At 45.9% G+C, this 26,560-nt stretch carries 19 protein-coding genes; 15 read left to right on the plus strand and 4 right to left on the minus strand.

Annotated features, from left to right (window positions below):
- Positions 1-60: 60 nt before the first annotated feature.
- Positions 61-834: a hydroxyacylglutathione hydrolase gene (gene gloB, locus MiSe_RS17965; protein WP_226582936.1), complete on the minus strand. Its 774-nt coding sequence runs from the start codon at positions 832-834 to the stop codon at positions 61-63.
- Positions 835-957: 123 nt separating this feature from the next.
- On the opposite strand from gloB, the gene MiSe_RS17970 reads away from it, so the two are divergent.
- The 12 genes from MiSe_RS17970 (at position 958) to MiSe_RS18025 (ending at position 13,488) form a co-directional block, all read left to right on the plus strand.
- Entirely contained in the window at positions 958-1,224 is a 267-nt protein-coding gene (locus tag MiSe_RS17970) for a hypothetical protein (RefSeq protein ID WP_226582939.1), read from the plus strand.
- Between the two features lie 146 nt (positions 1,225-1,370).
- Entirely contained in the window at positions 1,371-2,369 is a 999-nt protein-coding gene (gene galE, locus MiSe_RS17975; protein WP_226582942.1) for a UDP-glucose 4-epimerase GalE, read from the plus strand.
- 92 nt (positions 2,370-2,461) lie between these two features.
- The gene (locus MiSe_RS17980; RefSeq protein WP_226582946.1) at positions 2,462-3,388 is read left to right on the plus strand and encodes an alpha-1,2-fucosyltransferase; all 927 of its coding nucleotides are present in this window, start codon (positions 2,462-2,464) and stop codon (positions 3,386-3,388) included.
- A gap of 35 nt (positions 3,389-3,423) precedes the next feature.
- A complete protein-coding gene (locus MiSe_RS17985; RefSeq protein WP_226582949.1) occupies positions 3,424-4,233 on the plus strand; it encodes a hypothetical protein in 810 nt (269 codons plus the stop codon).
- A 46-nt stretch (positions 4,234-4,279) separates the two neighbouring features.
- Positions 4,280-5,185 carry a glycosyltransferase family 2 protein gene (locus MiSe_RS17990; protein ID WP_226582952.1) on the plus strand — a complete coding sequence of 302 codons (906 nt, stop codon included), beginning with the start codon at positions 4,280-4,282 and terminating at the stop codon, positions 5,183-5,185.
- Between the two features lie 16 nt (positions 5,186-5,201).
- Positions 5,202-6,029, plus strand: a complete 828-nt coding sequence (locus MiSe_RS17995) for a glycosyltransferase family protein (protein ID WP_226582955.1) — start codon at positions 5,202-5,204, stop codon at positions 6,027-6,029.
- Positions 6,030-6,044: 15 nt separating this feature from the next.
- Positions 6,045-7,223 carry a glycosyltransferase family 4 protein gene (locus MiSe_RS18000; protein WP_226582958.1) on the plus strand — a complete coding sequence of 393 codons (1,179 nt, stop codon included), beginning with the start codon at positions 6,045-6,047 and terminating at the stop codon, positions 7,221-7,223.
- A 126-nt stretch (positions 7,224-7,349) separates the two neighbouring features.
- Entirely contained in the window at positions 7,350-9,383 is a 2,034-nt protein-coding gene (locus MiSe_RS18005) for an ABC transporter ATP-binding protein (RefSeq protein WP_226582961.1), read from the plus strand.
- A gap of 11 nt (positions 9,384-9,394) precedes the next feature.
- Positions 9,395-10,588: a glycosyltransferase family 4 protein gene (locus tag MiSe_RS18010; protein ID WP_226582963.1), complete on the plus strand. Its 1,194-nt coding sequence runs from the start codon at positions 9,395-9,397 to the stop codon at positions 10,586-10,588.
- An 8-nt stretch (positions 10,589-10,596) separates the two neighbouring features.
- On the plus strand, positions 10,597-11,562 hold the full coding sequence (locus tag MiSe_RS18015) for a glycosyltransferase family 10 domain-containing protein (protein ID WP_226582966.1): 966 nt from the start codon (positions 10,597-10,599) through the stop codon (positions 11,560-11,562).
- A gap of 14 nt (positions 11,563-11,576) precedes the next feature.
- Complete coding sequence (locus MiSe_RS18020) at positions 11,577-12,572, plus strand: Npun_R2821/Npun_R2822 family protein (protein ID WP_226582969.1); 996 nt, start codon at positions 11,577-11,579, stop codon at positions 12,570-12,572.
- 10 nt (positions 12,573-12,582) lie between these two features.
- Positions 12,583-13,488, plus strand: coding sequence for an Npun_R2821/Npun_R2822 family protein (locus MiSe_RS18025; protein WP_226582972.1), 906 nt, complete (start codon positions 12,583-12,585; stop codon positions 13,486-13,488).
- 353 nt (positions 13,489-13,841) lie between these two features.
- Here the strand turns inward: MiSe_RS18025 and MiSe_RS18030 are convergent, their stop codons facing one another.
- The 3 genes from MiSe_RS18030 to MiSe_RS18040 form a co-directional block, all read right to left on the minus strand.
- Complete coding sequence (locus MiSe_RS18030; RefSeq protein WP_226582975.1) at positions 13,842-14,213, minus strand: hypothetical protein; 372 nt, start codon at positions 14,211-14,213, stop codon at positions 13,842-13,844.
- A gap of 380 nt (positions 14,214-14,593) precedes the next feature.
- Positions 14,594-16,264 (minus strand): ABC1 kinase family protein, encoded by a 1,671-nt coding sequence (locus tag MiSe_RS18035; protein ID WP_226582978.1) that lies wholly within the window; start codon positions 16,262-16,264, stop codon positions 14,594-14,596.
- Between the two features lie 389 nt (positions 16,265-16,653).
- The gene (locus MiSe_RS18040) at positions 16,654-19,467 is read right to left on the minus strand and encodes a M1 family metallopeptidase (RefSeq protein ID WP_226582980.1); all 2,814 of its coding nucleotides are present in this window, start codon (positions 19,465-19,467) and stop codon (positions 16,654-16,656) included.
- Positions 19,468-19,655: 188 nt separating this feature from the next.
- Here MiSe_RS18040 and MiSe_RS18045 point away from each other — a divergent pair, with 188 nt between their 5' ends.
- From MiSe_RS18045 to MiSe_RS18060, 3 genes are all read left to right on the plus strand, one after another.
- The gene (locus MiSe_RS18045) at positions 19,656-20,573 is read left to right on the plus strand and encodes a class I SAM-dependent methyltransferase (protein ID WP_226582983.1); all 918 of its coding nucleotides are present in this window, start codon (positions 19,656-19,658) and stop codon (positions 20,571-20,573) included.
- A 298-nt stretch (positions 20,574-20,871) separates the two neighbouring features.
- A complete protein-coding gene (locus tag MiSe_RS18050) occupies positions 20,872-23,532 on the plus strand; it encodes a bifunctional metallophosphatase/5'-nucleotidase (RefSeq protein ID WP_226582985.1) in 2,661 nt (886 codons plus the stop codon).
- A gap of 439 nt (positions 23,533-23,971) precedes the next feature.
- Positions 23,972-26,101: an alkaline phosphatase PhoX gene (locus MiSe_RS18060; RefSeq protein WP_226582988.1), complete on the plus strand. Its 2,130-nt coding sequence runs from the start codon at positions 23,972-23,974 to the stop codon at positions 26,099-26,101.
- Positions 26,102-26,560: the final 459 nt, after the last annotated feature.

Below are 26,560 nucleotides of genomic sequence, written 5' to 3' on the forward strand. Positions count from 1 at the left end.
CAGCCCAAACATACAATCGTATCGAAATACCGAGAGCGATCGCAACCGGGTAAGTCTGCCTCAAAATTGATCCTTCATTCCCCGTATTCGCCCAAAGGTCTGCACGGGATCGCTGCTTTTCGCCGCCGCTTGTAACTCCGGAACATCCCACCGCAAAAAGGGATTTGTGCGTTTTTCTACCCCCAACATCGATGGTACGGTCGCTTCTAACCGACTGCGCGCTTGCTTAACCTCGGCGTATCTTTTTTGTAAGTCAGGGTTTGCACCATCCACCGTCAGGGCAAATTCCAGATTTTTCATCGTGTATTCGTGGGCACACCATACCCTAGTATTATCTGGGAGAGCGCGCAATTTGGTGAGGGAAGCAACCATTTGGGCGGGGGTGCCTTCAAACAATCTGCCGCACCCACCCGCAAACAACGTGTCGCCGCAGAATAGATCCCCTGGTTGATCGGGGGCATCTGGCGGAAAATAGTAAGCGATATGGGCGCGGGTATGTCCGGGAACGAAGAACACGAGAGCCACTTTGCCAGCGAACTCGACCTGGGAGCCTTCGGTCAAAAATACCTGCTGTCCCGGAATTCTACCAGCATCCTCTGCTCCCCCATAAACGCGAACCTGGGGAAAATGCTGCATTAGCTGCTGATTGCCGCCGACGTGGTCCCCGTGATGGTGGGTATTGAAAATCGCGACTAATTCCGCCTTCAAGGCTTGAAGTTGCCGCAATACAGGCTCAGCTTCTGCCGGATCGACCGCAGCGGCGATATTTTGTTCCGGATCGTGCAGCAAAAACACGTAATTGTCCCAAAGGGCTTGAAGCCGGTAAACCTGCATGTAAACTGTCTCCTTTGCGTATTGAGGCAGAGGGGGATACTTGAGAGCGAATGTTTAAAGTTTCCCGATCCGAGCTTTGCCTGGGCGTACCTAAATAATACTTAAATCCAAATAGGATCCGGAATGATAAAGAAAGACGATCGACTGGGAAAAATATATAAGCCGATTAGGAAACCACTGCTGATGACCAAAGGCGCTCCCCGTAAATCCAACTTAACCGTCAAGCAAATGATAGAGCAGATCTTTTCAGCCAAACAAATCAGCCGTCAGGATCACCTCAAGCTCATATCTGCGGTTCTCTCTGACTACGAGCTCACCGACGAAGACCGCCGCCAAATTAATCGTATATTTGACTACATTCAAACCGGTCGCCTGAAGATCGTTGACTGACGACGGTTCCACGGTGTTAGGTTAGTAACGCATTATCGAAGTTATGAAGCAGGATAGATGCCCCCCAATAGCCTTGGAAGTAATGTAGACTTCGCGCCAAACAAGCGCCAAGTTCGTAAAACATAGCACAGCAGGAAGGTTTAAAAGTGTCACAGGATAAACCAACCATTCTCGTTACCGGGGGCGCAGGTTATATTGGCTCTCATGCGGTTAAAGCACTTCAACAGACAGGTTACGGCGTCGTCGTTCTGGATAACTTGGTCTACGGACATCGCGACATCGTCCTTGATGTGTTAAAGGCGGAGTTGGTAGTGGGAGATACAAGCGATCGCCCATTCCTAGATCGCCTCTTCTCGACTCACCATATTGACGCCGTGATGCACTTTAGCGCCTATGCTTACGTAGGCGAGTCGGTAACCGATCCCGCTAAATACTACCGTAATAACGTCATAGGTACTCTGACGCTCCTAGAGGCTATGATGGCAGCATCTGTGAAGAAATTTGTCTTTTCTTCCACTTGTGCCACCTACGGCGTGCCCAAAATCGTGCCGATTCCCGAAGATCATCCCCAAGATCCGATCAATCCCTATGGTGCTACTAAATTAATGGTGGAACGAATTCTCGCCGATTTCGCTCCAGCATATGACTTTAAGTCGGTTTGCTTCCGCTACTTCAACGCCGCCGGTGCAGATCCCCAAGGGTTGTTGGGTGAGGATCACGATCCGGAAACTCACTTAATTCCCCTAGTGCTGATGACTGCTTTGGGTAAGCGCGATTCTATTTCTATTTTCGGCACGGACTATCCTACACCAGATGGGACTTGTATTCGAGATTACATCCACGTCTCCGATTTGGCAGATGCCCACATTTTGGGCTTGGAATATCTTTTACAAGGCGGTAACAGCGATGCGTTTAACTTAGGTAACGGCTTGGGTTTCTCGGTAAAAGAAGTGATTGATGCTGCAAGGGAAATAACCGGACGAGAGATTAAGGTAGAAGTCAGCGATCGCCGCCCCGGCGATCCCCCCGCCTTAGTCGGTAGCAGCGACAAAGCTCGGACAATCTTGGGCTGGAAACCGCAATACCCAGACATCAAAGATATCCTATCCCATGCTTGGCAGTGGCATCAAAAACGTCACGGTTAAGGTGTTAAAAACGATCGGACTGTCAGAAGAACCTGACGGTCTGATTCTACCCCTCCGTTAGTTTCCAGTAAATGACTTTGAGGAGTGCATCAATGTTGGTAATAGCTGCTAAATCCGGACAACTAGGTAACAGACTACTACTTTTTGCTCATTATATTGCTTTTGCAAGGGAGAATAACCTGTGGTTGCTGAATCCGGCCTTTGATGAATATGCTGAATATTTCCAAGCCACAGCCAACGATCTATTTTGTGCCTATCCACCGCCCCCTCTCAAAATCAAAGGCAACCGTTGGTTACGCATAAAATACTATCAATTTAATCGCTATTTGGCTGAAAGCAAACTGTTCAAATTAATCGACATCACCAGAGAAAAGCCATTTAACTGGAGCGACTCTAAAGTAACCGAACAGGTTAAAGCCAACTCGATCGCCTTTATGCAAGGGTGGCTCTTGAGAGATGGATGGTTTGTGCAAGATCTAGCAAATTTACGCAAACATAGGGAGGCAATTAGAGAATACTTCAAACCTTTAGAAAAGTATAGACAAAATGTAGATAAGTTAATTTCCACTATGAGGAGGAACGATGCTGATATCCTGATTGGAATCCATATCCGTCAGGGAGATTACCAGCAGCATCAAAACGGTAGATACTTTTACCAAAGCGAGGACTATGTCAAAGTCATGGCCTCAGTTAAACAGTTGTTTGCCGATAAAAAGGTCAAAATTTTAATATGTTATAACGCCAAGCAAGATCAAAAATTATTAGCTCAGTTTGATTACTATTTTGGCAACAACCAAATTATTGAAGACATGTACTCCTTAGCGGAATGCGACTATATTATGGGGCCTCCCAGCAGTTATACGATGTGGGCATCTTTTTACGGGGATAAACCGCTTTACATGATCAGAGATCTAAACAAAACTCCAAACCTGAATGACTTTGTACGTTTTTATGAGTGGCAAGGTACTTTCCATTACCGGGAAGATTGGAGCCAAAGCTATTGGGAATGGACTCACTAAATACCAAATATTAAAGCTCGCGCGGAGAACTAAACATGGAAACGCTACCCTCGGTAGAACCTCTGGTAATGACAGCAACCATTAACGTTGGAAATACTCCTTACGTTAAAATAAATAATTCAGAGGAAAGGTTGTTAGAATACTTGTGCGCTCTGATTTCATGGATCAAGCTGACTCCAGTTAATCCAATTATATTTTGTGAAAACAGTCAGACAGATTATGATTTTCACAAAATTCAGCAATTTGCCAAAGATGAAGGAAAAACTTTGGAAGTATTAGTTTTCGATGGCAATCGGGAGTCTCAACGGTATGGGAAAGGGTATGGAGAAGGAAAAATAATTAAATATGCGATCGAGCAAAGCTATCATCTAAATGACGCTCTTAACTTTTATAAAATTACAGGAAGATTGTTTGTCCCGGATTTTTTTCAAATACAGCAGCAGTATGCTCAATTTTCTAATGTATTCAAAATCCACCAGAGTGCTGCAAAAAAAAAGGTATTTGAATCAAGGATAAGCCTTTATAAGGATTTTAAAGCCTACTTATTTTCCCTGAAAACAAGAGGTTTTAAAGCGCCACATAACCCTGTTTATGTAAATGCAGCCTTCTTTAAGTCAAATGTGGCTTTTTTTAAAAAAAATATGATGAATTCGTACAAGCGAGTTAACGATCGATATGGTTATTATCTTGAACACGCATATTATGATGATTTAATTGGCAAATATTTTACTTCAATGGAGACAAAGTACGACATCATAGGCAGAAGTGGGAGTCGGGGGCATGTATTTGCGGGGGATTATTCAGATGAAATAAAAAAATTAGCGAAAACATTTATAATTGATTAATGTTTTCAAGTAAAAAAAGAAACAAGATTAGTGAAAACCGGGTGCAATGGATAAACATTTCAACAAAATTTCAGTAATAACTCCTTCTTTCAACCAAGCTAATTTTCTTGAGGCAACCATCAAGAGCGTATTGTCACAGGAATATCCTAACCTTGAATATATAATTATTGATGGGGGTTCTACAGACGGGAGTTTGGAAATTATTAAAAAATACGACAAGTATCTGCATTACTGGTGTAGCGAACCAGACCAGGGTCAATATGATGCAATTAATAAAGGATTTGCTCGTGCTACTGGCGAAATCCTTGCTTGGATAAACAGCGATGACATGTACTATCCTTGGGCTTTTAAAACTGTATCCAGCATTATGTCTGCATTTCCTCAAATTGAATGGTTAACAACCCTCTATCCAGGTGCTTGGGATTATCATGGCTTTTTTAAGGGACTGCGGTCAATACCTGGCTACTCAAAAGAGGCATTTCTGGATGGTTGTTACTTACCTTCGGGTGGGAAAGCATTCGGTTGGATACAGCAGGAGTCTACCTTCTGGAAGCGGAGTTTGTGGGAAAAAGTAGGAGGCCACATTCGCACCGAATATTCACTCGCGGGCGATTTTGACCTGTGGGCGCGCTTTTTTTTCCACGCAGATTTATATGGAACAAAGTCACCAATCAGTGGATTTCGTCGTCAATTTAACTCGCGAAATAGTCAAAACTATAAGAAGTACGTGACAGAATCTGAAAAGTCACTAGCTGCGATGCGAGAAAAACTAAATTGGTCACCCAGCTTGACTAGAAAGAGCGCGCTAAAGTTGCAAATAAATAAAATTCCCAAGCTGAGGAAAATCAGCGAATCAATGTACACATATAAGGGAAAGAGAGTAGTACGGAAACAAGTGGAATTGCCAGAAGGATTTTGGGAATTAGAAGAGTATAATTTTTTTGTAAGTTAAAAAAAAGGGGGAAAGAATGAAAGAATCAAAAGGATTTATCACAATTTTGACAGGTCTTTACTCGTTCCAAGACTGCGTGCATTTTTTAGCAGCAATCAGGAAGTTCCATACTGAACCGATTGTCATTTTAATCGACCGGGTTCCTTTTTATCTGCAAACTTTGCTCAAAGCTTTTCCCAATGTCATCCTTAAACCAGCACCGGCTAATGAAAATCCGGTTTTAGCTTCTCGACTGGCAAAGGTTGCCTTGTATGAAGCATCCCCTTTTGAAAAAACAATATTCCTCGATTGCGATATTTGCTTGTTAGATAAAATTGAGGAACTTTTTGCAGCATTAGATGAAGTAGATTTTTTAGTCACCGAAGATGTTCAGCGTGACATCACAAAAGCTTCTAATTTGCTGAGAGGCAAAGAAGAAATACTGCCAACGCTGCAAAAAGTTGGATTGCCGGTAACAGAAAAAACCATTCAATATAATACGGGGGTTTTGGGGTATAGAAAAAGTGCCAAAAATGAAGAATTGTTTGGCAAGTGGAGGAGTTATTTTGAGTCAGTGATACTAAAAAATCAAGATGTGCTGCTGCTGAAAGACCAAGGCGCATTTGCGGCGGCGATGGAAACGGTTAAACCGAGTTTGAAAGTTTTGCCACCAACCTATAATTTCCTGGATAAATGGAAGGGAAGTTACAACATCAACGAACAAATCAAAGTGCTGCACTGTACCTATCCCTATCGACCCCAATATGCTAAAAATATTACGCGATCGCTGTACACGAGAATTTTCGATCGCTTGGCTAAATGGTTTCTACCCAATCAAGTTGAAAATCCTTGGCGGCGACGCTAAAGCGGGAACTATAACATGAAAAGAAAAGTATCTTTGGTTGTTAGCGATCTATCAAAAAGCGGTGCTGGCAGGTGGGAAGGCGGCGGCGTTCGTTCGTTTTTGCTGGCGCAAGCACTGGGAAAAATAGACTACGATGTGGAAATCGTGGGATTTGTTTTCGATAAAGACCAAGAGGCAAATTTTAATAGCGAAATCCCCATAACTTGCATTCCAGCTCAAGGCTATCCCAAGTTTTTGAGTTCGGCTAAGCAACTTTTAGATAAACTCGATGGAGATATTATTTATGCGATGAGACCGAAGCCGACAAGCTTTGGTCTGCCTTTGATTAAAAAGTTAAATCGCAGTCGTCCGGTAATATTAGATATCGACGACTGGGAAGTAGGCTGGTTCGGAGGCGACCAATTGCAATATCGCCCCTCGTTTAAACAACTAGCGAGGGATATTTTAAAGCAAAATGGAGCGCTGAGATTTCCCGATCATCCTCTTTATTTAAAATGGATGGAAAGTTGGGTAAAAAGTGCCGATGCCATTACCGTTCATACCCAGTTTCTGCAAAAGCGGTTTGGCGGCGTTTGCATCCCCAACGGCAAAGATACTTCCCTGTTCGATCCGACGCGGTACGATCCAGAAAAAAGTCGAGAGCGTTACGGCCTTTCTGGATATCGTATATTAATGTTTCCAGGCGCGCCGCGTCCCTACAAGGGCATCGAAGATGTTTTAATCGCTTTAGATCGGCTATCCGAACCCGATTTACGACTCGTTATTGTAGGTGGGAGTCCTTACGATGACTATGACGAGCAACTGGTTCAACAATGGGGACGTTGGATAGTCAAACTGCCAAAGTTACCCGTTACTACCATGCCGGAAGTCGTCGCGGCTGCCCATATTGTAGTTGTTCCCCAGCGCGATATCCCCGCAGCCGTAGCTCAGTTTCCCCTGAAACTAACCGACGGGATGGCTATGGCAAAGCCAATTTTGGCGACAAGAGTCGGTGATATCCCAGAAATTTTAGGCGGTACTGGTTATTTAGTCGATCCGAGTAGTCCAGAGCAAATTGCCCAGCAAATTCAATCGATTTTCCAGAATTTTGAGTCAGCCTTGCAGCAAGGCAAACAAGCCAGGGACAGATGCGTATCGTATTATAGTATAGATGCGATGTCACGGATATTATCAGAGGTGATTTCCAGTCTCTAAGAAAAAATGTTAAAATTTTGACTGACTTCTGAAAAGAAGTTTGGTTAAAATGATTGATTTAGCCGTCTTTCATTGAAGGGCGCTCGCATCAACTAAAATCCAAGTACTTTAAGCCGGAAGTCCTGCATGTCTTACAGTAAGCTGCTGTTTCAAGCTTTTATTCGCAAATATCCACTTTGGATTGTAGTAACGATTATTTTGGGCTTTTCGGGGGGCTTGTTTAACGGCGTCAGTACAGCCCTAATGGTCCCAATTATTTTAAATTTTTTGGGTCAAAACGTCACGTTAAAAGATGGCCCGCCAATTCTCAAAAGTATTATGGCGCCCTTTGATAGCGTTCCGCCAGCGTCGCGTCTGCTGGTGATGGCAGGGGCAATTATAGCAATCATTTTTTTGAAGAACCTGACCGGATATATCGCAGGTTTAGTAGCGAGTTCGCTGACGCGGAGATTGACAACCGATCTGCGAGACGCCGGACTGCGGTTGCTGTTAGAAGTGGACTTGGGATTTTATACCCAAACAAAAGTGGGAGACGTGATCAACCGCTTGGGTGGAGAATTAGGTCGGACAGCGACGGCAATGGGGACGCTGCTGCGGCTAATTATTATCGGCATAACTGTTTTGGTGTTTGTCGGTTTGCTGCTGGCAATTTCCTGGCAACTAACAGTAGCTTCAACGGTTTTATTGGGTTTAGTCGCCCTAGTCAATCAATACTGGGTAGTCAGATCCAAAGATTTTGGCAAACAACTTTCAGACTTGTCTAAAGCTTATTCGATTGGGGTATTGGAAACCCTCAGCGGCATTCGACTGGTAAAGGCAACGGGAAACGAAGGGAGAGAATATCACCGACTGCAAAAATTGATCCGCGATCGGGAAAAAGCCGATTTTCAGTCCCAGGCAAATGCGGGGGCGATCGGACCTGTGAGCGAGGTAACTGGCATTATTGGTTTAATGGGGATTGTGTTTCTCGGTCGCACGTTTTTTGGCAACGAGTTAGAGGCGCTCTCGACGGTACTGCTGACTTACTTATTATTGCTGTTCCGCTTACTGCCATTTGTTTACCAGTTAAACAGTGCCAGAAGCACTTTAGCCAATACCGATGCCAGTTTAGAAATTTTATACGACTTCTTGCGTCGGGATAACAAACCCTTCATGAGTAGGGGGACATTACCTTATCAACAATTGTGCGAAGGGATTCATTTTAATAACATCAGCTTCGCCTATCCCAATCGTCAGGAATTGGTTTTAAAGGACATTAGTTTGTACCTGCCGCGCGGCACAACCTTGGCGTTGGTGGGAGGTTCGGGTGCGGGTAAATCTACCTTGGCAGATTTGTTACCCCGATTTTACGACCCAAAGAGTGGTTGCATTACCATAGACGGAATCGATCTGCGTCAATTCGATTTCACAACCCTGCGGAAGTCAATGGGAATTGTCAGCCAAGATACGTTTTTGTTCAATAATACGGTTCGCAATAATATTTCCTATGGGCGTCCCGAAGCGACAGAGGAAGAAATAATCGACGCGGCGAAGCGAGCCAATGCTTATGAGTTTATTATGCGACTGCCGAAGGGGTTTGATACCTTGATTGGCGATCGCGGCGTATTATTATCCGGGGGACAGCGACAGCGGCTAGCGATCGCGCGCGCCCTGGTACAAGATCCGGATATCTTAATTCTGGATGAAGCTACCAGCGCCTTAGATACGGTTTCCGAACGTCTGGTACAACAAGCGATCGAAGAACTGAGTCGCGATCGCACTACTCTAGTAATTGCTCACCGCCTCTCCACCGTCCAAAAAGCGCATCAAATTGCCGTCCTCGATCAAGGCAGGGTCGTAGAAGTGGGAACCCACTCAGAATTGTTACGCAAAGGCGGCTACTATGCTCGGCTTTACTCGATGCAATTTAGCGACAATCCCCAAAATAATGCCAAGGGCAACGGCACGTTGAAAACTCGTTTTTCCTACGAATTTCGCAGCCGTTTAAATACGATGATCGGTTCGTTGCGCTTACTCGCTGACGATATGATAGACACCCCCGAAGAGCAAAGCGAATTGCTGGAACTATCCTACAGTTCGGCGATCGGCTTGCTCAATACCCTGGAATTGTTTGAAGATACGCGCAAAGCTGAGGAAAAGGCCAAGGTTGAAAGTAACTAAAATCCCATCCTATGACCAAGTACTATATTTTTTTTACCCGCAATGTTTTACCCCAACCCCAAGCGCACCTCGTTCAAGTCGCACATACGGCTAACGCGGCAGCGAACCTGGGTTACCCAGCGGTTTTAGTTTACCTACAAAAGGGATTAAAAGCTTTAAATCCCATCGATTTAATCTTCCCGTTTCGCCCTCGCAAGCCAGACGAAGAACTGGCAAAATTTTACAATATTCAGGATAAGTTAAAAGTAGCGCCCCTGCCCATGCCTTGGCCGATAGACTTTGTGAATAATAAGCTGGCAAATTCTAGCACCCTCGCCACAAAATACTATTTTCCCCTGCATATCCTTCCCAAAACTAAAATTGTCCATACAAGGGACTGGAACTTTGTTAAGGCAGCGATCGCTCAAGGCATTCCCGCAATTTACGAACACCACCACCACGAAGAAAAAAAATTTGAACCCGAAATCGTTAAAAGCCCGTTATTTCAAATTTCCGTAACCGTCGCAGATACAATTCGCTCAACGATGATCCAAAACGGGATGCCGCCAGAAAAAGTTATTAAACTGCATAACGGATTTAACCATTTATTTTTAGAACGGCAACCAGAAAAAGCCGCAGAATGGCGGCAAAAACTGTTGGGGAATCTCCGGCAACATTTGGTAGTCTATTCGGGAGCTTTGCATGAATTTAAAGGCGTAAACTTACTGATTGATGTGGCAAAAGAATTACCGGAGATTCAATTTGCCCTCGCAGGTGGAAACGAAGACCAGGTACAAAGCTACCAAAAATTAGCACGGGAAAAAGCAGTAGAAAACATCGCCTTTTTAGGCCATTTAACCCAAGATAAACTAGCCAGCTTATTACAAGCAGCCGATATTTTAGCCCATCCCCATCTTTCAGGAGAAGCGGCAACGTTTACCTCGCCTTTAAAACTGTTTGATTACATGGCTTCCGGAACGCCAATTGTATCTTCAAAAATACCTCCGTTGAAAGAATTTGAATCGACCAAAGCAGTAGCGGGGTGGTGCGAACCAGACGATCCAAATCAATTTGCTCAATGCTTGCAACAAGTTTTACAAACCCATCCCAGAAAAACCGAAGGCTATGCAGATAGTATGGAATTTGTCAATCAATTTTCCTGCGAAAATAGACTGGCGAAAATCCTTAGTTATGTAGAAGATTCGATGCGTCCAACCTTAGTTTAATCACGATCATGGGCAGAAAAATTGTGGGAATGGTTAGCAGTTATGTGGGGTTAAATCCCGGTCCAGTTGATTGGTTGTGGCAACAAACCCCCAATTTTTTTGGAGTATGGGGAAATATCGAAATGCAGGCGACGGCAAATCAGCCAGATTTCTTGCTGCTGTATCAGTTCGATTTTGCACCAAAGCCTACCCAAGAAAAGGGTTGGAAGAAACTGCTGAAAAAGTTTCAACCCCCCCAAGAGGAAGATTTTAGACCGCAATTTCGCGGCGTGAGTCAAGAACGGATTATTTATTTAATGCGAGAACCGCCTTTAGAGGAAATTATTCATATAAATCAAGCTGTTTACGAAAAAGCTAAACAATATTGCGGCTATATTTCCGGCCCGGATGACTTCGCACCTACGCCAGATTATATGCCAGCAATTTGGTATCACAACAACTCGTTTAGCGATTTAAATGAACTGCCATCCCCTCCCAAGGAAAAAACTTGCAGTTGGATTACTTCTGGAATTAGCCGTACCGCGAATCACCGTCAGCGGTTAGAATTTGTCAGGTTGCTGCAAAATAATGAAGTGAAGTTTGATTTATACGGTCGGGGCTTACCCAATTGGGCGAAAACAAATGGGCAACTGTTCAATAAATGGTACGCGATGGCGCCCTACTATTACAATCTATCGATTGAGAATTACGCCGAAAACAACTGGTACGTCAGCGAGAAATTATGGGATGCCTTACTAGCCTGGTGTTTGCCAATTTACTACGGCGGCCCTGCGGCTGACAAGCTGCTACCTCCCGGTAGCTTTCTCAGGTTACCCAGCTTGGATGAAAAAGGATTAGCCTATATTCAAGAAGTGACGTCTACACCGGATGCTTGGTATGCGGCGAAGGATGCGATTGCAGAAGCTCGTCAAATTATCCTACACAAGCTAAACTTACTCAACTGGCTGTCTGAATTCGTGGAAAAACATTCGTAAGAACCCTATTTCCAATGGATGGAATTTGTACCCTCGCTAACGATTACGTCTACGACCAACTCATTGCTTTACTCAACAGCATTGAGGCTATTTTAGGGCCAGACATGCCCGTTTGCATTTATCCCTACGACGATAAAACCGAAAAAATTGCCGCCGCAATTGCCAAGCGTCCCAACGTCCAACTCTACCAAGATCAAGAGTCGATTCAGCGATGGGATGAATTCGTCCGCAACGTTTGGGATACCCACCCCACGGCACGCCAGCGATGGAGTAAAGTAACTAACGAACCCTACCACCGCGTTGGCACTCATCGCCGCTATGGTGCGTTTGACGGCCCGTTTGACCGCTTTATTTATATGGATGCGGATACACTATTAATGGGGCCAGTTTCACCGATTTTTGAGCGATTAAATCACAATGATTGGGTGGTTTACGATTTTCAGTATACCGATCCAAGCCACGTTTATGAATTATCTTCGCCCAAACTAACGGAATTATTTCCCCCAGAACGCATCCAATCAGAAATATTTTGTTCCGGATTTTATGGGTCTAAAAAAGGGATATTTGATTGGGATAGACGAGATTGGCTTTTAGCCAAACTCCGCGAGGGAGAAGCAGAAGTGCTATACTCAATGGCACCTGACCAAACAATCCTCAATTACATGGTCATGCGTTCGGGCATTTCTAATTATAATTTGGCGTTACATTTGCCCCCAAATCAGAAAACCGGGTGCTGCGTCACTTCTCCCCATTTTGAGGAAAGAGAACACTTTCTTTACGATAAAGGGAACCGATTAACTTATATTCACTACATCGGTCTAAGTTCTAAATTATTTGCCCAAGTTTGCGCCGGAGAAAATATAGACTTTCCCTACCGAGATTTGTTTTTGCACTATCGCTATTTACACGAACCAGAAAACAGACCTAAATTTACCACCAAACCTCGCCCATATAACCCCCCGGTGAGTTTGGCTACAAAAGTATTGCGAAAATTGGGAATAAATCCTTGAGGATTATAGCATGAAACGCGGCATTTATATTACAGCAAATGATAAAGTTACAGAACAAGCGATCGCTCTACTCAATAGCATTCGCGCCTACGATACCGAAACCCCCATCGTCATGATTCCCTATGACGATAATTACCAGCAAATCGCCAGTTTGTTGAAGGAAAAATACGGCGTTCAAGTTTACGAAGATTTAGAATTTATCGACCGTCTCTCAAAGAAACTACAGCAAACCTTTGGCGAACAATTCTTCGCCAGACCGAATCAATTTCGCAAGCAAGCTTGTTGGTTTGGTCCCTTTGATGAGTTTTTGTACATCGACACCGATATCGTCGTATTTGAAAAAATAATCGACAACCTCAATTATTTTTCAGATTCCGACTTCCTGTGCTGCGACTATCAACATGCTGGTGGTATTAAGAATGTCTTCAGCCCTAAAGTTTTAGAAGAAAATGTGTTTACAGAAACCGAATTGAAAGATATGTTTAACGGCGGTTTCTGGGCTTCTAAAAAGAACTTTCTCTCAGAAAACGACCTCTACGAAACCTTTACCGAATGTGCCGCCCATCCCGAATATTTTGATTTTTCGCAAAAAACTTCAGATCAACCGATTATTAACTACATGATCTTGAAGCGAATTAAGCGCCGATTTAACATCGTCCGCCGACCCGGTAAAGGACCTGGAAGTTGGGCAGGAAGCAAGCATTTTAAATACGATGGCTACCGACTCATTGACCCCAAAGTCAACCAACCATTACAATACTTGCACTGGGCAGGCATTCGCATCGAACCCGGTTGTCCCTATTGGGATATTTGGGAACATTATCGCTATCTCAACTCCGAAAAACCGCCCCAAGCACCTCAGACTAAAACTCGTAAAAGCATTTGGCAACGAATTATTGATAAAGTCAATGGCTAATTGCTAATGGCTAATTGCTAATGGCTAATTGCTAATGGCTAATTGCTAATGGCTAATTGCTAATGGCTAATTGCTAATGGCTAATTGCTAGAGGAAAGCGTCCTACTCTTCTAGAAGACGCGAAGCGCAATAAGTATTCTTCGGGCGGAAAAAGAGTAACAGGACTTACGCAAAGAAACCGGGTTTCTATCGCAACAAGAAACTTTGGTGATAGGAACGCCCTTGCGTAAGTCCTGAGTCAGTTTGTAGTGAGGACAAGAGTCCTCATCCTCGCCTATGAAAACTGAAGTCCCCACTACAAACAGATATAATTGCTAGTCCTGACCATTAGCAATTAGCCATTAGCAATTAGCCTAACCGAATGAATCCAAATCTAGTGCTTTAGAACCGCCGCGTTGCAGTTGAATTAACAGGTTACCGAGTTGCGACCAAACTAACCAACCAATAAACACCGTAAGCGGGACGGAAATCAGATAGGAAAGCGCAGAAGGAAAGCCAAAAATTTCTAGACCAGAACCTAGAAAAACACAAATGCCTACACAAATACCACAGAAAGGTAGCTGTAAAGGCATTCCTTGTAAATAAGCGATTGCGCGCGTAGATCGAGTTTTAGACCATTCCCGGACAAGTTGTTTGAGAGTCGCCTCGAAAGCCGCACCAGATGTCGCCCCTATCAGTAACCCAGCTAACAGCCAAAAATAGGGCGGGTTGGAATAGAAATACACAAAAACTCCTTAGGATTGACAGCCTGATGTTCAATATTACCAGGATGGGGTAATTGGTAATTGCTAATTGGTAATTGCTAATTGCTAATTGCTAATTGCTAATTATTAGTTATAGCCCGCGCAGGCGGGCTTTGTTTGTCACGCCCCACCCTTAAGGGTGGGGGGGTGATATGATGTCCGCCTAATTACCCTGAATAAAAATCTCGACCCGTCACCGTTTCACCGTGTCTGGGTGTCATTCTTCACTATGGGTGAAGAACCGGACATGATATGAGGGGGTGATGGCAGCGGATTTGGTATGATTGGTAAAATCCGCTCCCACATTAATCGCTTACCCGCTTCATTCGGGGGTTGAAACGCTGCTAAACAGGCGAATGCGGCTAAAAAAGTGCTGCCCTTTCGTCTAGGATGTTACCTGCTACGACGCTTAAAGCAACGTTAAACAGTTGTGCGGGTTTGAGGTCATCTTTCACCAAATCCCAAAGACGGCGAACTTCTGCGGTGTGGAGTCGGTCGTCTTCTGTTAACGCTAACAGCAACTGGCGTCGCAGAAAACTACCTTCTTGGGATAAAAGATACTGCAATCCGAGTTGGGCGGTGGGTAGGAGGTCGAAGTTGTTGTCGGTACGCGCGATCGCAATCATATTTTCCAATCGCTGCCACTTGAATTTACCATCTTTAAACAGCACTTCGATCAACCGTCGCCGCAGTTGGGGCGTTTCCCCAGTTAATAACCGTTTCGCGACGTAAGGATAGGCGACTTCGACTATCTTAAACTGAGGATTGAGCGACAGCGCCAACCCTTCCTGGGTCACGAGGGAACGAATAATTAAAGCAAACTTGGCGGGGACGCGGAACGGATAGTCGTACATCAGTTCCGAAAACTTATCGGTTATCGTCTTAAAGTTAAAGTCCCCGACGTTTTGACCGATGGCATCTCCCAAAACCGCTTCTAAGGCCGGTACAATCGGTTTGATATCGGTTTGGGGCGTTAGAAAGCCTAAATTAACAAAGTCAACCGCTAGGTCGTCGTAGTCTTTATTAATTAAATGGACTACGGCATCGACCAGGGTTTCTTTGGTACTTTGTTCCAGCTGATCCATCATACCGAAGTCGATGTATGCCATGCGACCATCGGGCATGGCGAATAAATTCCCCGGATGGGGGTCGGCGTGGAAAAAGCCGTATTCTAATAACTGTTGCAGTCCCGATGTCACGCCAATTTCAATTAGGGTGTCGGTGTCGAGTCCGGCGGCTTTAACTGCTTTTGTATCGGTGAGTTTGAAGCCGTTAATCCATTCTAGGGTGAGGACGCGGCTGGAACAATAGCGCCAATATATTGCCGGAACTTTGACGCGGGGGTCGTTTTGGAAGTTGCTGGCGAATTTTTCCGCGTTTCGTCCTTCGTTGAGGTAATCTATTTCTTCAAATAACTTCGTCCCGAATTCATCTACAATCAGCGTCAGGTCGTGACCTAGATTCAGGGGAAGCCACGGCGCTAACCAACTCGCTGCCCACCGCATCAGGTAAAGGTCTAAGGTAATAATCGGGCGCAAGTTGGGTCTTTGGACTTTGACTGCGACTTCTTCGCCGGTTTTCAATCTCGCCCGATATACTTGTCCCAAACTGGCGGCGGCGACGGGATTTGGCGAAATTTCCCCGTACATTTGGGCGATGGGACGACCCAATTCTTGTTCTATTCTGGCGAAAGCGATCGCATTATCAAACGGCGGTAGTTGGTCTTGCAGCTTCACCAACTCTTCCAGAAAGTCTTTCCGCACCAAATCCGGGCGCGTCGATAGCGCTTGTCCTACTTTAATAAATGTCGGCCCCAGGTGGGTGAGCATTTCCCGCAACTGGGCAGCGCGTTTTAACTTATTTTCTTCCTCTCGCTGGCGCCAAGAGTCCCACTTGAGTCCAATTACAAACCAGGCAAATAAAGATACTATCGTTATTGCCCGCCAGATGGCTCGCCAGGGACGGTATTTGTAGTACTGCGCGATCTCTATCGGATCGTAACGCCTCGACTGTGCAATAGGTTGCTGACTCACGCCTCGTTTCTGCCTCTCTATCTATGTAATTGTCTACAGCGACTTGTTATCCGGTTTCAGCAAAATAATTGTTGCTGATTCTTTACAAAAAATGCCCATGTTAACCCTTCGCAGCTGTCCAATCGTGGATTTTAACTGCTTGGAGCATTTATTTCTTATCTTTTTCTTAATTATAGTATATATAACTACAAACAAATATTAAAATTTTAATAAAACTCAGTTAAAAAAATTTATCAGAGGTGCGTCGAGATTGCGATCGCGTTTGGCTATACTGATTATTTTATCGGTTAAATTGCCAGCGAGTAGAATCGGGAAAACCTGGGTTGTAGGGGGAGAGTTAAGCGCTCGCCAAGGCTAGAAGTAGCGAGTACAGGTTTTCCCGATTGGTGCTATTGTTTCGACTTAGCTTCTAGATTTTCCAGGCGACTCTTCAACTCTTGATTTTCCTTTTTCAGTTGGTCAAATTCTTCCCGCAGTTGCTTGACGGCGAGATCGGAACCGGAATTTTGCTGCACCTTGGGAATTGCTTCCTCAGCGATGCGGCGGACTCGACCATCGTGTGTTTGATCGGCTAAGGAACGTAAAATGGGAATCGCTTTCGGTGTTTCCATTTGTCCCAAAGCTACAACGACGGCGACTTGAGTTAAGAAGAAAGTTTCCTTAGATAAATCTTGCAATTGTTGCAAAATTAACTCGACATTGTTGGGTGTTTGACCAGTAGAAATTGTGCCTAAAGCGCGAATAGCAGCTAATCGCAAAGCTTGCGGGATACCTGGGGAGGTAGTTTGCACAACTAAGTTGAGCGCTACGGGTGATGTTTTTATCTGACTTAGACCAGCGAGCGCACCAATTCGCACCACCTCATTCCATCCCGCCCTTTGTTTAAGTACATCGGTCAGCAGATCGATAACGTCTTCTTCCATAGTTTTAAGCGTCGCCGATGTCACCAGTCCGCCCAAGGAACGGACAGCTGCCGCCTCGACGTAGTAACTGGGGTCGCCTTTTTCCACTAACTGTTTCAGCGCATCGTAGCTTTCGGGGGTTTTGATATCGCCCAACGCTTCTGCGACGGCGCGGCGGACATAAGCACTTTCATCGTTTAACCCTACTACCAAAGCGCTGCCTGCAAAGTCGAGTTTAACTTCAGCCAGTTGTTTCGCCACTTCTACCCTTACTCCCCAGAAGGGGTCATTTTGTAAGGCATCGGCAAGTGCCTTGACTGCTTCGAGTCCCCCTTTCTTCGCCAACGCCTCCGCCGCGTAAATGCGCGACACGGGGTCGGGGTCGCATTGCAGTTGCGCTTTGAGTTCCGGTAGCGGGTATTCCAAAGTTACGGTCTTGAGGTAATGATTCCCCACCTCAAAACTGACAAACTGGGGTTTTTCTTCTAACGGGAAGTAAAAGCTTTGTTCCCGTTCGTGTACTCTGACAGTAAACGTCTTCAAACTGGGGACAGAAGAAGGCGGGGGGGCAGGGGGGCAGGGGGGCAGGGGAGATGGTTCTGCACTCGCCTCTGCTCCTCTGCTCCTCTGCTCCTCTGCTGCTGATTGTTGGGTATAACCGAAAGCGATGGGGAGTTTCAGGTCGAATAAATCTTCGTCTTGAGATTGGGTGACGGTTACCTTCGCCAACTTGCTATCGGCGTCCCAGGAATAGGCAACCTTGTACTCCGGATGACCGCCGCGATAAACGTACTGGTCAAACAAGAATAAAAGATTGCGTCCGGTGGCTTTTTCTATTGCCCGCAGCAGGTCAACAGTTTCAACAGTTTTGTGGGCATTATCTTGGACAAAGGTATGAATTGCCCGCCAAAATAATTCCTCGCCCAACTCGGCGCGCATCATGTGGTAGACGCAAGCACCTTTTTCATAAAGGTGTCGGTCGTATAATTCGATCGGTTCCCGATAGATGTGGGTGACGAGGGGACGGCGGTAGCGGGAGGAGTCTTCGCTAAAATAACTTCTAGCTTCTGACAATCGGTAATAGGCAGCGTCATCTGCACCATATTCTTGTTCTGTCCAGATTACTTCCGAATAGGAAGCCATACCTTCTTTGATCCAGGCATGGGACCAGTGTTTAATTACAACTAAATCGCCAAACCACTGGTGGGCGAGTTCGTGAGCAACCAAGTTTTCCGTAATCCGATTATCCAACGCCGCCCGCTGATCGAGTAGACATCGATCGGTTAGCAGCGTCGTCGAGGTGTTCTCCATTCCCCCAAAGATAAAATCATCGACGCAAACTTGGGCGTATTTAGGGAAGGGGTAAGGATAGCCGTATTTTTGGCTGAAAAACTCGATCATGCGGGGCGTCTTGCCCATGCTTCGTCGCGCGTCTTCTTCTCTACCTTTTTCGACATAGTAGGTGACAGGCACTATTCTTCTGGGTTGGGCATCTCTTGTGGGTTGGGCATCTCTTGTGGGTTGGGCATCTCTTGTGGGTTGGGCATCTCTTGTGGGTTGGGCATCTCTTGTGGGTTGGGCATCTCTTGTGGGTTGGGCATCTCTTGTGGGTTGGGCATCTTGCCCGACATCCTGCCAAGTATCTTGAATTTGGGCAAAGTCGCCCACTGCCAGGGTCATTAAATAAGTGGGATGGACTTGCTGTTGCTTCCAGTGGTAGATGGTATCGTCGCCCGCATCTTTGGCGTAAAGTAATTCGCCGTTGGAGATAGCAACAAACGGTTTGGGAACTTGGACGCGAATTTCACTTGTTGCTAGTTGTCCTGGATAGTCAAAGCAGGGGAACCAATAGCGAGAATCTTCATCTTCCCCCTGAGTCCAGACTTGGACGGGTTTGTTGGGGTAGTGGGTTTCAGGACTAATAAAATAGATGCCGCGTTGGGGGTTTTGGTTGGAGTAGGCGATCGCTATCTCAATTTTCTTCCCAACCTCTGTAGATTTCTGCAACTGAATCTGCACCTGTTCCCCATCGTAGTCAAACCCAACGGATGTCCCATCCACCTGTACCGATTGGATATCCAGGCTAACTGCATCCAGCGTCAGATTCGCGATGCCGCTGCGTACCGGCACTAATTGAATCGTGCAAGTGCCGTGATAGCTTTTTTTAGGGATATCCAGCACTAAATCCAGGCAGATATGCTCTACCTGCCCCGGACGATCCGGACTGTAGTGGGGGCGAGAACCTGGTAACTGAAACGCTCTGTGTTTGTTGTTACCACCATCCAACTCATACTGTAACATTGGGCTGATAATCCTAAGTAATTTTGCGGATAAAAGCAGATGGTAAAATCTTATTTTTACAAATTTTCTGCGTTCCCTTGTGCAATCTAGGACATTTGCCAGATGTGATGCCGATCACATCAGCCTCGAAACCCGTGAAAATTCCTTAAATTACCGCTTGACTTTATCGCCATTGAGTGGATTAATCTATGACGACTGTTGTAAACACAGAACCGGGATTTGTTTCCCGTTTAATCAACGGCATCCTAGCTATCAAACCATTAGCCGACTTTGCCAAGCAAAAAGCACGCAACATGATGATTCAGCGGGCAGAAAAAATTGGCGTGCCTTGGCGTCAGACGGTGCAGGAGTTGCAATCGCGCCACTGGGAACCCGATTGGAAACGGGTAACAAATCCCCAGCTAACTTACCCAGATTATTACCTGCGATCGTTTCACGCCTACGATAATGGCAATCTCAGCTGGCAAGCGGCTTTTGAAGTCGAAGTTGCCGCTCTAGCCGTCCACGCCGGTATTTGGCCTAACGCGGGTGCCCAAGGAGACACCAGACTCCGCCAATCTTACCGCGATATCCTGAGGGCGCAAATCGTAGAAGCACCTGAAGATATTGTAGATCTGGGTTGCAGCGTCGGGATGAGTACCTTGGCACTGCAAGATGCCTATCCCCAAGCGAGAGTAACGGGAGTTGACTTGTCTCCGTATTTTCTTGCAGTTGCCGATTACAGTTCCCAGCAGCGTCAAGCATCGATCAACTGGGTTCATGCCGCCGCCGAGTCTACCGGACTTCCATCCGCTTCGTTTGACTTGGTTTCCATCTTTTTGGTCTGCCACGAACTACCCCAGTCAGCAACAGGGCAAATTTTCCGCGAGGCGAGGCGTCTGCTGCGTCCAAATGGCTATTTGGGAATTATGGATATGAATCCCAAGTCGCCAGCTTTTGCGACAATGCCACCTTACATCCTCACCTTGCTCAAGAGTACCGAGCCATATCTGGACGAATATTTCACATTAGATATCGAACAGGCAATAGTAGAAGCTGGTTTTAGCGCCCCTACCATTACCGCCAACAGTCCCCGCCACCGCACGATAGTTGCTCAAGCAAACTAAACAAACTTTGGTGATTGGGAAACCCGGTTTCTTAGAGAAACCGGGTTTCTCTGAAGGTTTCTCTGAAAAATCGTCGATTGGGAAACCCGGTTTCTAAACAGAAACCGGGTTTCTCTGCAAAATCGTGCCAACAGAACTAGAGATCTGCCAAGCAACCCGGTTTCTAAACAGAAACCGGGTTGCTTTTGTTTTTTAACCATTTCTTGAGCCAATAATCCCTTATTATTAACCTTGAGCCGGTAGACTCAAGCGTGCCGCTCTTGGGCTATGCCGCATTACCACTGACCCAAATTAGCCTATGACCTTTAACCTAGCAGACTTCTTTGACAGCAGTTTTTACCTCCAGCGCCACAAGGAGGTTGCCAAGTTCACTAAAATATTTAACCTTAACAATAACAGTGCCTTTCAACACTTCCGCAACCTGGGGCAATTTGAAAACCGCGATCCCAGCGTCTTGTTTAATAGCGACTTTTACTTGCAGCAACATTCTGATGTCCGACAAGCGTTAAACGATGGCAAAATTAAAAGCGCTTTTCGACACTTCATCGATTTCGGGCAATTTGAAAACCGCGACCCCAGTCCTTTATTTAACACTAACTTTTATCTCCAGCGCCATCCAGATGTCCGGCAAGCGATCCGCGAGGGTAAATTTAGAAGCGCCTTTCAACATTTCATTGAAATTGGACAATTTCAAAACCGTCAACCCAGTACCCTATTCAATCCCAACTATTATTTAGAGCTATACCCGGATGTCAGACAAGAAATAGCACAAGGAAGAAGCAAGAGTGCATTTCAACACTACGTACAAGTGGGAGCAACCCAAGGTCGTATCGCCGCACCGGGAACAAGACCGGGCAGTTTTGTCCTGCAACTTTTACACGCTTCGGACTTTGAAGCAGGCGTTGCCGCGTTAGACGACGCGCCGCGTTTTTCCTCAGTTTTAAACGGACTCCGCGCCCAATATCCCAACCAAACTTTAACGCTTTCTAGCGGCGATAATTATATTCCCAGTCCCTTTTTTGCCGCGAGTAGCGACCCCAGTCTTAGACCTGTTTTGGGCAGGGAAAATATCGGACGCGGCGATATTGCCATTCTCAATGCATTGGGAATTCAAGCGAGTGCATTTGGTAACCACGAATTTGACCAAGGAACGAACCAAGTTAGGGTTTTAATTGCCCGCGATCGCGAATACACAGGTACAGCTTTCCCCTTTCTGGGCGCGAATCTGGATTTCAGTCCCGATGCCAACTTGCGCGATTTAGTCGTAGCTGATGGCAGAGAAGCAAATACCATTCCTAATAGCATCGCCAAAAGTACTGTAGTTAACCTTGGCGGTGAAAGATTCGGTATTGTAGGCGCAACAACGCCAACTTTGCGTAGCATTTCCTCGGCGGGCGATGTGAGAGTTTCACCCTCTAACCCGCAAGATTTAGATGCTTTAGCAGCTAGCATCCAACCTGCAGTCGATGCTCTGGCGGCACAAGGAATTAATAAAATTATCCTGCTGGCGCACATGCAGCAATTGGATATTGAAGTCAACCTCGCCAGTCGTCTGCGAAATGTCGATATTATCGTCGCCGGAGGTTCCCATACCCTGTTAGCAGACGAAAGCGATCGCTTGCGAGTTGGAGACACTCCCGGAGGCGTTTATCCAATTATCAGAACATCGGCAAGTGGCGAACCAATCGCAGTAGTAAATACTGCCGCAAACTACCGCTATGTCGGGCGTTTAGTTGCCGAATTTGACCGCCAAGGCAGAATTGTTCCCGCCAGTTTCGATCCAATAATTAACGGTGCTTACGCCACCGACGATCGCGGCGTCGCTGACACCGGCAACTTTGCCCCAGAGCCAAAAATTGTCCAAGTTACGCAAGCATTGCGTAACGTAATCGTCACCAAAGATAGTCAGCTTTTTGGGCGAACAAATGTCTATCTCAACGGCGAACGAAACTCTGTCCGCACTGAAGAAACAAACTTAGGCAACTTGACGGCAGATGCTAGCTTAGCTGCGGGTAGAAAAAATGACCCTAGTGCGGTTATTTCTATCAAAAATGGCGGCGGTATTCGCGAGTCTATCGGTGCTGTTGTTGGTGGTGGCGGTAACGACCCAAATGCAGGACAAAGAATTCCTCCCGTTGCTAACCCCATCGCCGGAAAAGAAGCGGGTCAAATTTCCCAATTAGATATCGAAAATAGTCTCAGATTTAATAACCAGCTAACCCTACTAACTTTAACCGCCCAGCAGTTAAAGCAAGTCCTCGAACATGGAGTCTCAGATACCGCACCTGGACGGACGCCCGGAAGGTTCCCCCAAGTGGGAGGATTGGCGTTTAGCTTCGATCCAAATAGACCGGCAAACAATCGCGTTGTTTCGATTGCGCTTAAAGATAGCAATGGCAGAACAACCGATACAATCGTTCAAAACGGTCAAGTCGTTGGCGACCCCAACCGCACTTTCCCCATCGTCACGTTAAACTTTTTGGCATCTGGTGGCGATGGATACCCGTTTCCCAGTTTCCCCGCAACCAACCGCGTCGATACGGGAATTGGCGAACAGGAAGCGTTGCGAGACTTTTTGAGTGCGAATTTTAACGCAACTCCCTTTAACATCCCCGATGTGGGTGTAGCGCAAGATACCCGTATTCAAAACCTTGCCGCCCGCAGCGATACTGTAATTGCCGGGATTAGTCGCACTGCCACGCGAGTCGCCAATGTTGGCGATATTCTGACTGGGGATATGGGAAACGCACCCCATCCTCTCGATACCGATATCCTGCCGAAAACCTTTTTCCCTGCATCGTCGCCTCTTTCGTTCCTGCCGATTTCCCATCCTGCAAGCATGTCAACCAGAGGCGCGTTCAATTTTGACCTCAATCAGATGGTTAATGAGGAAGGGGATGCGATTGCTTCTCTACCCGGCGTAGCTACTTTGACACCAAATCAACCTACCATTTTCTAGCAATTTAACCCTTGCTGATGGCAGATTTTCCATTTAATTTTTATCTGCCATCGGCAATTTCAGGTTCCTAGTAAGGACTTCAGTCCTTAACCAACAAGAGAATGAGGACTTTATTACTTACTACGAACGGTATTATCTACCATAGATTATATCACCTATAACCCCTCATTACTCATAGCATAAATTCAATAACTTTTTTAATTTATTTAGTTAATTTTTGTTAAAAATGCTTATAAAAAATTATATATATTCAACATATTTTAGTTAATTTAATCATAGCAATTTCTTAATTTTCCCATAGCATTTCCCTATTCAAGCCTTAACTATGTGGCGAGATATTAATATTTGCACGTTTATTCAAAGTTACTAAACGACTTTGCCAAATTAAAATATTTGGGAGTGCAAAAAATTTTCATTAAAACAGAGGCATAACCCAGCAATGGTAAGCAACGCTAATCCCTACATCAGAAATGTTCCCGGCAATCCTGGTTTCAACTTTATCCCTCTACTGACCGTAGGCGATCAAGTTCCTTTAATTGAAGGAACGGTAGGAAACTATAGAGTCGTACCGGGTAGAACTTTTGCCATGACGGGGATTCCAGATGGCATGGGGTTATTTGAAACCAAAGACAACTATTATGTTTTCTTAAACCATGAAATTGCTGCGGTTAATACACAAGGCAATCCCATTACTTCAGATATTTCCCCCACCGTCCCCGGGAGAATCCAAGGAGCGAGAGTTTCCTTATTTGTTTTTGATAAAAACTGGAACCCTATCGGGGGTAAGAACTTAATCGAGAGGGTAGTAGATAATACTGGCGAGTTTGTCTTAAACACCTCGAAGGGAACCTACGTCAACCCCGCCAACGGCAGAGAGTTTAGTTTAACTCGCTTGTGTTCTGCCTATTTAGCAGAAAGTGGCTTCGTTGATGCAAAAGGTCAGTCAATTCCCGTCTATTTCATACCTGAAGAAACCACAACCAATAGTACGACGGGTGAGTCTCCCAGTCGTAGTTGGGCGGTATTGCCCGATGGCGTAGCCATAGGACTTGATGGATTTGGTCGCTTTGCGAGAGAAAATACCATTTCCGCTTCCCAGTATCGGGCAACAAATTCCGAAAGAACCGTATTATTCAGCACAGAAGACTTCAGCAACGGCGAAGTTTATATGTTCGTGGGACAGCAAACTGCCCAAGACCCGAACGGGTTTAAAGACGGTCAATTGTACGTGCTGAAAGTCGATGGATACGACAACGAAACTCTGCCAGAAGGGATCAGAACCAAAGCCACTTGGACGCCCGTCCCCAAAGATGTAGCTTTAGATACAACAGGCAAAGTTCTGAGCGACTGGGTTGATGCATCCGGTCGTTCTACTAACTTCCGCCGCCCGGAAGATATTGCCGAAGACCCCAACAACCCCGGCACTTTCTACTTTGTCACAACGGGAACTAACGATAAAGCAGGCGGCGGTAAAGCTACTACTGCGGCTGAAGCAGAAAACCCTTACGGTAGAATGTACCGTTTCAGCCTCAATCCTACCGATCCAACTGGGCCAATATCTAACTTTGAAACAATCCTCATCGGCGGCCTGGATACGGGTGTCAGTTATGACAATATCGTCGTCGATACCAAAGGTCAGATAATGATCCAGGAAGACGAAACTGCCTTTGGCGCTGAAGTAATGAGAACCAGGGCGCGGGAAGCTGGTATGTGGCTATACGACATCCGCACCGACAAAGTTACCTTTGTTGCCGAACTCGACGAAAGCGCCGCTGGCGAAGAATTTGATAATACTAGCGAACCCGGTCAATGGGAAACCTCCGGCATTGTGGAAGTTGGCAAGGGTCGAAACTTTTACCTGTTTGACGTACAGGCGCATAGCATTACAGACCGGGAGACGATGAAAGGCAACCACGTCGAGGGCGGTCAGTTAATTATGGCAATGTGGCAGGGACCGGATCGGCTAACTGCTAAAGGAAACGAATTGGTTTTCGGTTACGGGGGTAACGACTCGATCGATGCTTCGGGCGGGACGGGTAATAATACGCTGTTTGGCGGGCAAGGAAACGATACCATTATCGGCGGTACAAAGGATTTGATATCCGGCGATAAGGGCAACGATCTGCTGTTAGCTGGCAAAGCTTGTACCCTCTATGGAGGACAGGGTAGCGACTATATCAATGCTTCTACAGGTGCGGGGGGCAACGTGCTGTACGGCGGTCAGGATAGCGACACCATGATTGGAGGGTCGGGCGATCGCATCTTCGGCGACAAAGGCAACGATGTCCTGTACGCTGGTACTGGTTCCAACACCCTCACTGGCGGCGAGGGCAAGGATCAGTTTTGGATCGTCAATGCCGTACTTCCCACCGCTGCCAGCACCATCACCGATTTTAAAGCCGGTACTGATGTGATTGGAATCAATGGTTTGGGAATCAATAACAGCAGTTCCCTCACCATCACCCAAAAAGGTGGTGACGTTGTCATTAGTTACTTGAGCAAAGACTTAGCAATCGTCAATGGAGTGCAAGTCAGCGTTCTCAGTAACACCAGTTTTGCCTTTGGTTAACCTGAGAAATCCCTAGAGTAATAACGTAAGTTGCTAATTGCTAATTGCTAATTGCTAATATAGAATTTTTCCTGGCATTAGCCATTAGCCGCTCTTTTTCGATAACTAGCAACTTGAGTTATTAAATACGGTTGGGGGGATCGCAGCAACCGTCCCGTACCTGTGTACGACCAAGGCGCAGAAGGCAATGACCTGATTAACGGTAAAGGAGCTTGACTAAATAGCCAAAAATTTAACTAAACTTAACCATACCGACTCGCAACGAGCGGGTATTTTTTTGGTAAGTTAGACGGGTTGCCGAAAACCAAGGCACAAAGACCGCGAAACCTTTTTCGCACAACCTCAATTTTTTCTTGATCTTCCGAGTACGCTCGGCCCCGTGCGGAATTGACGCCTGTGGACAAGTAGGAGCCGACTCCCTTGGTTGAAGCAGGAAGCAGACCCTCCAGAAACTGTTTC

The organism is Microseira wollei NIES-4236 (assembly GCF_020521235.1).
Taxonomy (GTDB): Bacteria; Cyanobacteriota; Cyanobacteriia; order Cyanobacteriales; family Aerosakkonemataceae; genus Microseira; species Microseira wollei.